Raw genomic sequence first — 14174 nt, 5'->3', positions numbered from 1 at the left:
TCCTGAATCTTATCTTCGTTACATTTTTATCATATATGATTCCGCCACTTTTGTAAAGTGAACTTCGGAATCCTCTCAATCTTTATCCAGGGCGCTGATTTTCAGCATTTTCTGTGTACCTGGTTCCGGGTTGGGGATTATGTAATGCTGTACCACGCCTGTCATGCTCTCTGCGACTTTCATGCCGGCTTCTACCGCTGCCGTGACATCTGACACGCTTCCGCGGTACTTGATGCAGACAAGAAGCGGTACTGGCAGGCTGTCCGCATTCGCCGGTTTATTCTTATCGAATACCTCCAGGTGGACATTTGCAGCCTTGCACCCGGCGTCAGCTGCCACAAAGGCTGTCGCAAGTCCGAAGACCTCCAGAATTCCTACAGCTTCTGCCATGTTGCTTCTCCTTTCCCGTTAAGGTTATTTGTTAACAATCGCGATCTTAAGACCTGTCATTGCCAGGTTTGTCTCAAGTGCCTCGTTGATCTCCTCAAGCGGGAACTTGTGTGTGATCAGCTCAGACATTGGAAGTCCGATTGCTTTTGCTCTCTTAAGGAAATCAAATGTTGTTGCATAGTCTCTGAGGTTGTATACCCAGGAACCAACAAGGTTGATCTCTTTGGAGCAGAGGTCGAAGTGCGGGTTGATGGTAGCGTCTCCACCGTTGATGAAGAAACCAAGCTCGCAAAGACCGCCGCCGTTGCGGATAAATTTGTAGATGTTGGAGTGTGCATGAGGATTTCCAGTACACTGGAAAGCGAAATCTGCAAGATGTCCGCCCTGAGCCTCTTTAACAGCCTCAGTAAGTGCCTCAATGCCCTTGAAGTTCATGAAGTTAACGGTTGTGTTTGCTCCCATTCTCTTGGCAAACTCAAGACGTTTCTCATTTCCGTCTACTGCACAGATATTATGAACGCCCATTGTATGGAGAACTGCGATGCAGATAAGACCGATCGGTCCGCAACCCTGAACAACAACTCTGCTGTTGAATTTCAGGATTCCTGTTGTTTTTGCTCTCTCTACAGCATGTACAAGTACTGCACATGGCTCGATGAGGATACGGGAATCAAGATCCAGGTCACTTACATTAAAGAATGTAGAACCGAATTTTCCGCCTCTGATGAAGATGTAATCAGCGAACCAGCCGTTGAATTTAACGTCGTCATCCGGAAGAAGTCCATATACGTCAGCGCCGCCTACGTTCTTCTTGTTAAGGTCGAACATTGTGATTTCCGGATCATCTTTGAAGATCATACAGGTAACGATCTTGTCGCCGACTTTAACCGGTTTACCAGCTGTATCAACTTTAACGTTTTTACCCATTTTTACGATCTCACCGGTTCCCTCATGTCCGAGAACTACTGGGATAAGACCAAACGGGTCATTTTTGTACTCATGAGCATCTGTTCCGCAGACGCCGCAGCCCTCAACTTTAACGAGGATGTCGTCGTCACCAACTTCTGGAAGATCATACTCCTGAAGCTCAAAATGTTTCTTCTCTGTCATCATTGCTACTCTTGCTTTTTTCGGAATTGTGTTTCCTGCCGGAGCAGCCGGAGCGCTTGTTGCAGCAGCTGCTGCAGGAGCGTTTCCTGTCATGCCGGAGAGAACCTGTTTAACGATTTCTTCGATATTTACATTGTTCATATCCATTGTTTCTGTTCCTCCTGATTAACGAATGCAAAGGCTGTCTGTCATTACGCAGCGTCTTCTCTTTGTGAATGTGCTTGCGCTTGTAAGTCCCTCACCGGTACGGCTTGCAATGGTGAATGTACAGAAACCTTCTCCGCCAAATCCAAGTGCGGAATAGGACGGGCCGTTCTTTACAAGGATTGCGGTATCAATTGCTTTCGCATATTTTGTAATGTTATCAATATTCTTGGAATGAATATGTGCGGAATGACGGTTGCCATGCTCAAGCCATACAGCCTGCTCTACAGCATCGTCAAAATCCTTAGCTCTTACGATTCCGAGGATTGGCATCATAAGCTCTGTTGTGATGAGCGGATGTTCCTTCGGTCCTTCGAAGATAATGCAGCGGGTATTTGCCGGTGCCTGAACTCCGATCATGGAAAGAAGTGTCTTCGCGTCACGTCCTACACATTTACGGTTCAGCTTGCCACCTGCAAGTACAGTCTCAACAAGTTTGTCCTGCTCTTCCTTGGATGCAAGATAGCAGTCATTCTCTGTGATCATGTAGTGCATTAACTCATCAACTACGGAAGATACTGCAACAACTTCCTTCTCAGCGATACATGGAAGATTGTTATCGAATGTACATCCGTTTACGATATCCTGAGCTGCCTTACGGATATCAGCAGTATCATCAACCAGTGCCGGTGGGTTACCTGCTCCTGCACCGATTCCTCTCTTACCGGAGGAAAGAACTGCTGTTACAACACCAGGGCCGCCTGTTGCTGCGATCAGATGGATATCTTTATGTTTCATCATAATATTGCTGGTCTCAAGTGTTGGTTTCTCAACTGTGACAGCGATATTATCCGGGCCGCCTGATTCCAGGGAAGCCTCATTTAAAAGATTGATTGCGTAAATAGAAGTTTTAACTGCTGCCGGATGTGGGTTGAATACTACTGTATTTCCGCCTGCCAGCATACCCATTGTGTTGCAGAGAACTGTTTCACTCGGGTTAGTACATGGTGTGATCGCGCCGATAACACCAAACGGTCCCATCTCGATCAGAGTCAGTCCTCTGTCTCCGGACCATGCAGTTGTTGTAATGTCTTCTGTTCCAGGTGTCTTGTCTGCTACCAGGTGATGCTTCAGGATCTTATCTCCTACATTACCCATACCAGTTTCCTCAACACCCATACGTGCCAGTACTTCCGCATTTTCTTTGATCTTCTTGCGGATGCAGGTGATGATCTTTTCTCTCTGGTCCATAGACATTGTCTTAACTACCAACTGAGCCTTCTTGGCTGCTTCGATAGCATCATTCATATCCTTGAAAACGCCATGTTTTCCGGCCGGAGCATCTGCGATCTGCATTTTTGCCATAACTTCCTGTACAATTTCCTGTACCATATTCTCACTTATTGGCATGAGATGTCCTCCTTAATATTCCGTCAAAAATTTATTTCAGGCCAAGCTGAGCCATAACCTGTTTTGTGATCTGAGCAACAAGCTCTGCATCATTCTTTGCTGCATCTGCTGCAGGAGCTGCATCTTTATCACAATCACAGTCTTTTCCAACGAAATCATACTGATATCCTGGGAACTGTTTGTAGTCCTCGCTGTGGCATGCACCGCCGCAGTTGTGGCAGTTCTTGCCGTCTTTGTTCAGGCAGAGGCTTGCCGGATGTTTTCCAGGCATACCGAATTTACGACGGATCGCATAGAGCTTCTCGATGTTCTCTTTGTCGAATTCCTTCGGTCCGCCAAGGAGCTTGGTCTGATACAGAAGCTGTGCGTAGAACTCTACAGACTCCATCTTCATGTATGCAGCGTTAAGGTCTGTGCTCCATGTAAGTGCTCCGTGGTTCTCAAGAAGTACTGCATCAAAGTATGGAAGGTATTTCTCAAGGTTGTCCGGAATCTCCATTGTGGAAGGTGTACCATACTCAGCGATCGGAACACATCCCAGAGCGATAACTGCCTCCGGCATGATCGGCTGTGTAAGCGGAATACCTGCGATTGCGAAAGATGTTGCATAGATCGGATGAGCATGTACAACAGATCCTACGTCCGGTCTCTTCTCATATACTCTCATGTGCATCTTGATCTCAGATGATGGTTTGAATCCCGGGTTAGCCTGGATTACATTACCTTTACCATCTACTTTACAGATGAACTCTGGTGTCATGAATCCTTTAGATACACCTGTTGGTGTGCAAAGATATTCATTCTCAGCTACTTTAACAGAAAAGTTTCCGTCGTTAGCTGCAACCATGTTACGGTTGTAAATTCTCTTACCGATGTCACAAAGCTGTTTTTTGATTTCAAACTCGTTTACCATGCTTAATTTCCTCCTTGAGCATTGGATTGCACTATTTTGTTTCTGAGAACATTTTACCCCATACCACAAAATAAGTCAAGGACAATCCGTTGTTTTATGTTGGTTTCTTGTTGTATTTTGTGTTGTTTTTATTGTTTTTTATATTTTCTGTTTGTAAAGGATCTTTTTTCTGTAATCCTGTATCTCTCAGCCGCCGATCTGGCAGTCCAGGCTGCATACCGCATGCACTGCATTCTTTAACATCTGCATATGTTCTGCTGTAGGCGGAAGGATTCCTTCCATTAAATAGGGTCTGCCAAGTCCTTCATATTTATCCTGCCCCAGTCTGTGGTACGGAAGAAGATGGATCTTGTTTACGCCCGGAAGGGATGCTGCAAATCTTGCGATCGCCTGGATTTCTTCCACAGAATCATTAAATGTGGGGATCACCGGAACGCGGATCACCAGTCTGGTTTTTCCGTAGAGCGCAACCCTTCTTGCATTCTCCAGCATCAGTCCGTTGGCCCGTCCTGTGAATTCTTTGTGTTTTTCCTGATTCATATGCTTGATATCCATCAGATATACATCCAGATAGGGAAGTACCTGTTCGATCTTTTCCCATGGGGCACAGGCCATACTTTCTACCGCTGTGTTGATTCCTCTCTCCTTTGCCGCGCGAAGAAGATCTCTGGAAAAGTCCGCCTGACACATACATTCCCCTCCGGAAAGGGTGATCCCGCCTCCGGAACGATAATAATAGGCACGGTCTTTTTCCACCTCTTCGATCATCTCACGAACTGTCACGTCGCGGCCGATCACTTTATCTTCTCCCAGAACCTTCATGTTCTGAATCCGGTATTCCTGTGATTCCGGATTACAGCACCAGCGGCAGCGAAGAACGCAGCCCTTCAGGAACACGATGGTACGGATACCCGGTCCATCGTGTACTGAATATTTCTGAATATCAAAGATCCTGCCCTTTGTATCCAAATAGTCCATTCGTTACTCCTTTAGAAGCCCTGCTCAGTACGTCTGATGATATCGTCCTGCAGAGATCTGGAAAGTGTAGTGAACAATGCGCTGTAGCCTGCAACACGTACAACCAGATGTTTGTACTTCTCCGGATGCTTCTGTGCATCCAGAAGTGTTTCTCTGTCAACAACGTTAAACTGCATATGCATACCCTTCTGATCAAAGTATCCGCGGATCAGTGCTACGAATTTCTCCAGTCCTTCTCTTCCTGCAAGTGCTGACGGATGGAATTTCTGATTGAACAGCGTTCCGTTGGATACGATAAAATGATCCAGGCGGGATACAGAAGTTGCCGCAGCTGTCGGTCCCTTCACATCCTTGCCGGCTGACGGGGAAACACCATCTGCTACCGGAGTATGTGCGTAACGGCCATCCGGTGTTGCACCGGTCTGTCCGCCAAGAGGAACGTTTGCAGATACAGGATAAAGTCCTGCCTGATAATGTCCGCCTCTCGGGTTCATATATTTCTGAAGCGGCTTGGTGTAAGTATAAGCCACATCTCTTGCAAAATAATCCACATCCGGGATATCGTTTCCAAACTTCGGAACCTCCTCGATCATCTTGTGGATCTCTTCGAATCTTGCTTTCTTCTCCGGAGATGGCTCTGTTCCGAGAGCTGCTGTCATAACAGCTGTTGCGGTCTGCTCATTTACGCGGATGCCATTCTCCTGAAGCTTCTGCATAACAATGGTGGTGATATCTGCTGCAGACTGTGCATCGATACCCTTGCCGTAGTTCCATGCCAGAGCCTCCTTCAGCTCTTCCATGGTCATCTTCTTTTCTTCATATACAAGTTTGCGGATCGCATACAGAGAATCTGCCATGTTTGCAATACCAAATCCCTGAGGACCTGTAAAGTTATAAACAGCTCCGCCTTCCTGAACGGATTTGCCTCGTTTCAGGCAGTCATCCACCATACAGGAAAGGAATGGAAGCGGACATCTCTCCGCATGTGCCACATCAATGGCATTATCAGCATTTACAAGCAGGGAAATGAAATATTCCATCTGTTTCTTATATGCATCATAGAACTCATCGAAGCTCTTCATCTCTGTAACATCGCCGGTCTGGACACTGATCTGTACCCCTTTGTCCATACCATTAGAGAAAACCATCTCCAGCGGACGGCACATGTTAAAGAATGCAGCGTCATGCCAGCCCTCTGTCTTACCTGCCTTCTGCGGTTCTACACAGCCGATGATGTTATATTCTCTGGCATCTGCAAGAGAAAGGCCGCGGTTCTGCAGTGCAGGAATGATAACCTCATCATTGTAATAAGCCGGAAGTCCGATTCCTGTTCTTGTAAGCTCTGCAGCCTTGATCAGGAATTCATGTGGTGATCCGTTCCATACTCTTACAGAAAGAGACGGTGCCGGAAGGTGCACATGCATAGACGCCTGGATGCACATAAAGGAGAGATCATTGGTCACATCCTCGCCATCCTTGTTCTGACCACCTGCGATCAGGTTCTGGAAAAGGCTGTAGCCTGCAAAGCCTTCTGCAGATGCAGCATCACGGCATTTATTCAGGTCGTTTAATTTTACCCATATGCAGTCCATCAGTTCCTGGGCAAATTCTCTGGTAAGATTGCCTGCTTCCATATCACTCTTGTAATACGGATACATATACTGGTCAAAACGTCCCGGAGAAATAGAATGTCCGCTGCTTTCCATCTGGATCAGCTGCTGTACAAACCAGAAGGACTGGCACGCCTCATAGAAGTTACGGGCGCCCTTCGCCGGTACGCGTGTACAATTGGATGCGATCTGAAGGAGTTCCTGTTTTCTGGTCGGATCCTGACACTGATATGCCATCTGCTCTGCGAGCTCGGCATAGCGATGTGCATAGTCGATAACTGCCTGACAGCTCATGATAACTGCTTCCAGGAAACGGGATTTCTTTGCGTAATCACCATCTCCTACATTACACTCATCCAGTTCCTTCTGAGCTTTGGCAATGATCCCTTCATAGCCGATCGCCAGAACTTCTTCATATTTAACGGTTACGTGTCCTACACCATTGTAGAAATAGTTTCCGGGTGTAAAAATATTGTGGTCAATGGCAAGAATCGCTTCCGGTGCCATATAGGAGGTTGCAAGCTCACTGGTAGTCTTGCCTTTCCAGTATTTATGTACCTCACGGAGCTCCGCCTTGGTTTCCTCCGCAATATAAAATGGATCGGCTGTTCTGGTAGCCACTGTATCCAGCTCATCTTCCAGCCACTGGAAAGAATACTCCGGAAACGTCTGACATCCTCTCGGCGCCAAAGTGCTGCTTCCGACGATCAGCTCCTCATCACGGATGATGATCGGAATGTTGTGCAGGATGTGGGCAAATGCCTTGGCTCTGCGGGTGATGATCGGCTCGTCTTCTGTTGCTTTGTAAGACTCTGTGATCAGTTTTGCTCTGGCAGATTCGATCACCGGCATCTTTGCATAAAGATTATCTACAAGATGTGTGATCCTGTCTGTTTTCGGAACATCTGCTATATGAAATTTCTCCATGATTCTCCTTTCTCATAACCGGTTGTTTCTGGTGATCTGTCTGCCTCTACGCTTCCAGAACCGCTCCTGTCCGGCTATGTGCTCATGTAGTTTTATTATACCTTACCCCTACTGCGATGTCAACGAAATCCAACATGTGTTTCTAGCTGTTTTTGTGGGTTTTATCGGTTGTGCCCTGTTGATTTTATTTGTTTTTTGTATTTTTATGTTTTTCTCTATTGACTTTGTTTTTCTGCTCTGCCATACTTGAATTTATATAGGAATTCCTTTGTTTTTCAGAAAAATTTATGCAAAGCGGACATTCGTATTCCGCTCTGTCACATGTTCTCAAACAGTAAAAGAGGTGTATTTTTATGTATCTTTCTGATATGCATACCCACTCCATCGCCAGTGGTCACGGCACGGAATGTACCATCACAAACATGGCACGCGCAGCTGCCGAGAAAGGTCTCCGGCTTCTCGGGATCACTGATCACGGTCCCGGCACTCTGGCAGCCGGAACTTCCTCCTATTTCCGCAGCCTTACCTATTCTCCCAAAAAACATTTCGGTGTAGAATTACTCTACGGAATTGAACTGAATATCCTTGACCGCAACGGAACGGTAGATTTAGATCAGGAATTATTATGTAAACTTGATTACGCCATTGCCAGCATGCATGCCTGGAATTACCGCTGCGGTACCAGAGCCGAAAACACAGAAGCTTTTATCAATGTAATGAAAAACCCCTGTGTAAAGATCCTCGGACATAGTGATAACACTCATTACCCGGTTAATTATGATGCGCTTGCAAGGGCTGCCAGAGAAACCGGCACGATCTTTGAGATCAACGAAGCTTCTCTTGCACCTTATGGCTATCGTGGCGACACAAGAGAAAACTGTTTCGAGATCCTTCGATGCTGCCGCAAATATGATCTGCCGCTGCTTCTTTCCAGTGACAGCCATGGCCCGGAGCATATCGGAGATTTTACCTGTGCTGCTGAGTTTGTTCATCAGGCCATGTTTCCGGAACAGCTGATCCTCAACAACCAGATTCCCAGACTCAGGGTTTTTCTCCAAACCAGAGAATGATCTTCTGTATCTTTTCCGACAGATAACAGATATTGTCCACTCCAAACAAAACAGGCCAGTTCAAACACAGGAATATACATTTTCCTGTATCTGAACTGGCCTGTTTTTTATTTTTCCCGCTGCTTCCGTACAATTTCCGCAAGCTCGCTATATTTACCTGTAACATATCCAAAATTTTCTCTTCTGTGAGGAAGCTTGCACTCGGTGCAGTCTTTAATCCCGCTTTCCGTAAAGCGGAAATTACCACCACATTTATCTCCCAGTGCATATAAAGGACAATAGCAGAACAGACAATTGAAGTTCTCCGGATCTGCTCCTTTATGGCACGGAAAATACTCACAATTTTTGTGGCTGAAGTAAGAGTATTCTTTGCCTTCCCAGTATGGTTTCTCCATGGCTCTTTTCTCCTCTCCTGACATAACCACACATAACTTTTTCCTATAAAAAAGAGGTAGCGATGCCACCCCGGGGTAGAAATATAATCCGTTCATGAGTGCGCGGAGGGAACGAATGTATCCGGAGTAGTATCGCCTGCCATTTAATCATGTATAATTCATATGAACAGGCGCATTCCATAAAAAAATGCCTACTCTCGTAAAAAAGTAGACAACGTCCCAGGGGTGCGGAGTCCCTGAAATGGTTGTTACACTTTACACGGAAGTTTAACCTCGCCATAACAAGCAGGTTTCCTGGCTCCGGGATCATGGCTCCTCTCTCCTTCTCATACATACGTACAATGGACTATGAGATTCGCTCCTCCGTTACAGTGACCGGATCGCTCAGGTTTCACACCTGATTCCCTTTTCTGTGGACTTCTGATAATCAATATATAACTGTCAGCTATCCTCAGCACTTGCTATGTTCAATATGGAATTATACTGACATTATAATAACATCCTGTTAATTATATGTCAATACTGTTTTCAATATTTATACATTTTTGAGCATATTTTATTGCTGTTCACTCCGTTCCATGGGTTTTCAATATTTTTTCCGACGTCAAAAACAGCCCGACAAACTGCTGTCGGGCTGCTGTATTTTTATTTTCTATTGTACGTTCTTATTATACAAGACGTCTTACAGATACAATTGTTCTGTATGTAGCATCATTGCTGATCTTGATCCCATCCTGAGAGTTCGATGCATGAACGATCTGGCCATTACCCATGTAAATAGCCACGTGTCCGCCATAGCAGATCAGATCTCCCGGCTGTGCATCTGCGTAGGATACTTCTGTACCTGCATTCTGCTGCTCATAGGAGGTTCTCGGAAGGCTGACTCCGAAGTTCGCATAGACACTCTGTACAAATCCGGAGCAGTCTGCACCATTGGTAAGGCTTGTTCCGCCCCATACGTAAGGATTTCCCACAAACTGTGTAGCATAATTCACAACAGAAGATCCGGAACCACTGCTGTAAGAAGAACTGTCACTGTCTGAAGATGTATCCTCTGCATTAGATGTGTCCTCTGCACTTTCTTCAGATGCGTCTGTGCTGTTATCGTAATCTGCGTCTGCATTATCCTCTGTATTCTCAGTATCCTCGGACGCATCATCATTCTCACCATTGTCTGCATCTTCATCCACATCCTCGGTGTCATCTTCTGCAGTATCCTCATCTGCATTCTCGATCACGTCGCCGTCCTCATCGTGCTGTACGTCTTCGCTCTCGTCCGCCTCATCCTGCTGTGCTTCCTGCTCTGCCTGACGTCTTGCTTCCTCTTCTGCCTCAGCCTGTGCTCTCGCTGCTGCTTCAGCCTCGGCCTGACGTCTTGCCTCTTCCTCTGCTGCAATACGCTCAGCCTCTAATCTCTGAAGCTCTGCAGTCTGCTCTGCAAGAAGGTTGGCATAATCTGTAGCCTGCTGCTGTGCGTAGGCGATCTCATTATCATAATCTGCGGATGTGGCACGCTTCTCATCCAGCTGTGCCTGCAGGTTCTGGGACTCTGCCTCATATTCCTGCTTCATTCCCTCCAGCTCTGCCTTCTCCTGTGTGTACTGTGCCTCCAGGTTTGCCACCTGCTGGATCGTATTGGAATATTTTTCAAGACTCTTACGGTCCTGCTCATAAGTCTTCTGTGTGTACTCTGCTCTTGTAAGAAGGTCAGACAGGTTCTCTGCATTCAGCATCATCTGGAACCATGCATCGTCTCCACCCTTCTCATAGAGATACTGGATACGTTTCTTCATTGCCTCATACTGCTTCTGCTTGGCATTTTTGGCCTTCTCAAGGTTGGTCTGTGTAGATGCAATGTCGGCTTCCTTATTGGAGATATCTCCCTCCAGTGTCTGGATCGAAACCATCACGTTTACAAGATTGGCATCAAGAGTTGAAATCTCGCCTTCAATCTGTGACTTCTGTGAGGAAAGCTCATCCAATCTGGAATAAGTCGCATTCAGCTGTTCGTTAGTCGCATCCATCTCCTGCTGAAGTGCTGCCTCATCTTCTCTTGTTGCGCTTACGCTGACTACCTGTGCTCCGCTGATGATGAGCGCCAGTGTCAGACATAATATCCTTTTCTTCATGACTGTTCACCCTCGCAATCTGATTCTAATTTAATACAGCGGATCTGACCATCCGCTTCGTTGGTTTTCTTTGTAATACTTTTGCAATATCTTGTTTCAATCTTTTTATATATTAACACAGTGTTATTTGGATTGCAAGGATTTTCTATTAATTAGTTTAAAACTTTGTAACATTTATTAATGATTTTGACATTAAAAAAGGAGAACCCGGGTTATCTCAGGTTCTCCTCTCACGTTTCTTATTTCTATTTGTTACATACAAATTTCTTTCAGCACATCCTGATCAGAACAGATCTGCAAGGATCTGATTGGCTGTCTTGTTCAGATATCCGTTGGGATCGGAAAGAGTGCTTCTGTTCCATCTGAAGTATGCACCGTTTCGGATATAGTTACCACTGGATTCATGATAGTCATATTTGCTGGCTCCAGGATACCTGGACATATAAGTTTCTGCCAGCTTGATCGCCTGGCTTCCGTAAGTTCCGCTTGGTGTCGGTGTTCCGGAAATCTGTACGCCGGCATTCGGTGTACAGTGGAGGATCACAACACTCTTATCGGAACACTGTCCGAGAACGATCCAAGTATGTCCGCTGTTGTATCCGATATCTCCCGGATAAAGCTTCCAGTTTGAGCTTGCCAGCTGAGACTGGGAAACAACGGTACCCATTCCCTTGCCGGAATACAAAGATCCAAGATTTCCGGAAACATCCGTGTACATAGGTCCACCGGATCTGCTCTGCATGATCTGATATACAGACCATCCTACAAAGCCGGAGCAGTCAAGGCCCTTCTGTTCTGTAGCTTCACTGAGATCCATATAATATCTGTAATTATAGGAGCTGGAATTGCTGTCATACCACTGTTTCCATTTTGGACTGATGCCCTTTCTGGTCGCATCTGACCAGTTGTGGCCGCCGCCCCATACGTAAAGAGTCTTTCCTACCGGAAGTAATGCATTGGCAAGGAAATTCTTGATAGTCCTGGAGCTTGTAGCTGTAGTAGTGTTTGGGTTGGTATCCAGGACACCGTTGCTGCCAAATGTATACTTCTTGCCATCGATCGTCTTCGTTCCCGTAGCCATGACACCGGTTGACGGATCGAAATAATATTTATATCCTTTTTTGGAATTTGTGACCCAACCGGTAGCCATCACGCCGCTCTTACTGTAAAAATAATAGGTATCGCTGCCGATCTTCTTGAAGCCCTTATACATAGCTCCCGTGTTTGGATCAAAATAACGCTTCTGCTGTTTCTTATTCGTTGCCCAACCCTTTGCCATATAGCATTTGCTGGTAAAATATCTGGTCACATTCTTCTTGTCTGTAAGGAATACGCTTCTGGCAGCAACACCACTGCCGCTGTAGAAATAATATTTCTTATTACTGATCGTGGCCCATCTCGTTGTCATATATCCGCTGGCGGGATTAAAATAGCGGGTATTGTTCTCGCTGTCTGTAAGCCAGCCTGTTGCCATATAGCCCTTGGCACCATTGACATTATAAAAATATCGTTTGCCCTTGGAATCCTTAACCCAGCGCTTCATCTGCACGCCTGTGGATTTATTAAAAAAATATTTCTTCCCGTTTAATGTAAGCCAGCCTTTTACCTTCTGGCCGTTCCGATAATAATAGGACTTTCCTTTTTCTGTCTTAAAACCTTTTTTGGTCGCAGCCTGTACATCTGTTGCCGTTGTATGTACAGTTGCTCCGGCTGCAAAGAACATCAGAACAAAAAAAAGTCCCCAGAGTTTCCATTTTCTGCTTAATTTTCGCATACATACCTTCCTTTGATAGATAGATCATTGATATTTACTATTTCTTAAGTCCGGCTGATCGTAAACATTACAATTTTGTTACAATTTTACGTCCATATTATATAACATTCTTTACGGTCCGTCAACTCTTTCCTTTTCTTTCAGAAAAAACATCATCCAGGTATTACCAATGTTGATTTTATGCAGAAAAAATCCCCGAAACATCAGAAATATTCACTGATGCTCCGGGGATATGATCCTTTATGCAGTTTTGCTCCTGTCTGTTACAGATCTGTTAGAGATACTTACAGAAATTTTTTGCGAAGCTCTGCTCCGTCAAGGGCACTTAAATATGCAGGTGCAACATCAAATACAGTCTTGCAGCCCTTCTGTCCTTCCTGGTTCATGCGGTATGCAGCTCTTGCATAGGCAACGATCACAGAAGATGTGAACTCAGGATTGGAATCCAGCTTCAGGCTGTACTCGATCACATGGCTGTTCTCATTGTTCCAGCCTGTCTTTCCGCTGCGGATCACAAAACCGCCGTGCGGGATACCGCTGTGGTCACGGTCCAGCTCTTCCTGGGAAATGAAATGTACCGTTGTATCATACTCGTCAAAGTAGTTCGGCATGGTCTTGATCTCTTCCTCGATGCGTGCAAGATCAGCACCTTCCTCAGCAACTACAAAGCACTCTCTTGTATGTTTCTGGCGTGTGGTAAGCTCCGGATTTTCTCCGTTTCTTACTGCCTCAAGTGCAGCTTCTACCGGAATGGTGTACTGCTTTGCATCCTTTACGCCTTTGATGCGGCGGACTGCATCAGAATGTCCCTGGCTGACACCCTTGCCCCAGAATGTGTAGTCGTTTCCATTTGTAAGGATCGCATTTGCATACATACGGTTCAGAGAAAACATTCCTGGATCCCAGCCTACGGAAATGATTCCTACATGTCCACTCTCTGCTGCTGCCTTGTCAACATTTGCAAAATGCTCCGGGATTTTCTTATGTGTATCAAAGCTGTCCACAACATTGAAATATTTTACATACTCCGGTGTCTGAACAGGAAGATCTGTAGCACTTCCTCCACAGATGATCAGGACATCGATCTCATCCTTCAGCTTCTCCGCATCTTTTACAGAATAAACCTTTGCGGTCTCTGTAAGGATCTTTACAGTCTCTGGATCACGTCTGGTAAATACTGCAACCAGCTCTGTATCCGGATTATGCTTGATGGCGCACTCCACGCCGCGTCCCAGGTTTCCGTAACCTAAAATACCAATTCTTATACTCATAACGATTTCCTCCTCTTTTCTCTGCAGTGCAGCATTTCCCGGACAGCACTGTG

The 14174-nt window shown here is 45.7% G+C and carries 11 protein-coding genes and 1 riboswitch; of the genes, 1 reads left to right on the top strand and 10 read right to left on the bottom strand.

The window, feature by feature from the left end; translation table 11 throughout:
- Positions 1–75 precede the first annotated feature (75 nt).
- From LKD46_RS10025 to LKD46_RS10000, 6 genes are all read right to left on the bottom strand, one after another.
- A complete protein-coding gene (locus tag LKD46_RS10025) occupies positions 76–390 on the bottom strand; it encodes a BMC domain-containing protein (protein ID WP_015525953.1) in 315 nt (104 codons plus the stop codon).
- A gap of 24 nt (positions 391–414) precedes the next feature.
- Positions 415–1647, bottom strand: a complete 1233-nt coding sequence (locus LKD46_RS10020) for a zinc-binding dehydrogenase (protein ID WP_015525954.1) — start codon at positions 1645–1647, stop codon at positions 415–417.
- A gap of 18 nt (positions 1648–1665) precedes the next feature.
- Positions 1666–3054: an aldehyde dehydrogenase family protein gene (locus tag LKD46_RS10015; protein ID WP_015525955.1), complete on the bottom strand. Its 1389-nt coding sequence runs from the start codon at positions 3052–3054 to the stop codon at positions 1666–1668.
- A gap of 31 nt (positions 3055–3085) precedes the next feature.
- Positions 3086–3967 carry a class II aldolase/adducin family protein gene (locus LKD46_RS10010; protein WP_118368607.1) on the bottom strand — a complete coding sequence of 294 codons (882 nt, stop codon included), beginning with the start codon at positions 3965–3967 and terminating at the stop codon, positions 3086–3088.
- A 186-nt stretch (positions 3968–4153) separates the two neighbouring features.
- A complete protein-coding gene (locus LKD46_RS10005) occupies positions 4154–4945 on the bottom strand; it encodes a glycyl-radical enzyme activating protein (RefSeq protein ID WP_118368608.1) in 792 nt (263 codons plus the stop codon).
- A gap of 11 nt (positions 4946–4956) precedes the next feature.
- The gene (locus LKD46_RS10000; RefSeq protein ID WP_092070145.1) at positions 4957–7482 is read right to left on the bottom strand and encodes a glycyl radical protein; all 2526 of its coding nucleotides are present in this window, start codon (positions 7480–7482) and stop codon (positions 4957–4959) included.
- A 353-nt stretch (positions 7483–7835) separates the two neighbouring features.
- Between LKD46_RS10000 and LKD46_RS09995 the strand changes: the two genes are divergently transcribed.
- Positions 7836–8552 (top strand): phosphatase, encoded by a 717-nt coding sequence (locus LKD46_RS09995; protein ID WP_118368609.1) that lies wholly within the window; start codon positions 7836–7838, stop codon positions 8550–8552.
- A 107-nt stretch (positions 8553–8659) separates the two neighbouring features.
- Here the strand turns inward: LKD46_RS09995 and LKD46_RS09990 are convergent, their stop codons facing one another.
- The 4 genes from LKD46_RS09990 to LKD46_RS09975 form a co-directional block, all read right to left on the bottom strand.
- Positions 8660–8947 carry a cysteine-rich small domain-containing protein gene (locus LKD46_RS09990; RefSeq protein ID WP_173723397.1) on the bottom strand — a complete coding sequence of 96 codons (288 nt, stop codon included), beginning with the start codon at positions 8945–8947 and terminating at the stop codon, positions 8660–8662.
- A 267-nt stretch (positions 8948–9214) separates the two neighbouring features.
- Positions 9215–9384: riboswitch (cobalamin riboswitch) on the bottom strand.
- 231 nt (positions 9385–9615) lie between these two features.
- The gene (locus LKD46_RS09985; RefSeq protein ID WP_118368610.1) at positions 9616–11076 is read right to left on the bottom strand and encodes a C40 family peptidase; all 1461 of its coding nucleotides are present in this window, start codon (positions 11074–11076) and stop codon (positions 9616–9618) included.
- Positions 11077–11359: 283 nt separating this feature from the next.
- Complete coding sequence (locus LKD46_RS09980; protein ID WP_118368611.1) at positions 11360–12850, bottom strand: N-acetylmuramoyl-L-alanine amidase family protein; 1491 nt, start codon at positions 12848–12850, stop codon at positions 11360–11362.
- 284 nt (positions 12851–13134) lie between these two features.
- Positions 13135–14121 carry a diaminopimelate dehydrogenase gene (locus LKD46_RS09975; protein ID WP_015525965.1) on the bottom strand — a complete coding sequence of 329 codons (987 nt, stop codon included), beginning with the start codon at positions 14119–14121 and terminating at the stop codon, positions 13135–13137.
- Positions 14122–14174 lie beyond the last annotated feature (53 nt).

The sequence above is a fragment of the Blautia fusiformis genome (assembly GCF_020686995.1).
Classification (GTDB): domain Bacteria; phylum Bacillota; class Clostridia; order Lachnospirales; family Lachnospiraceae; genus Blautia_A; species Blautia_A fusiformis.
Note: the sequence above shows the minus strand (reverse complement) of the source record. Positions and strands in the feature narration are given on the sequence as shown.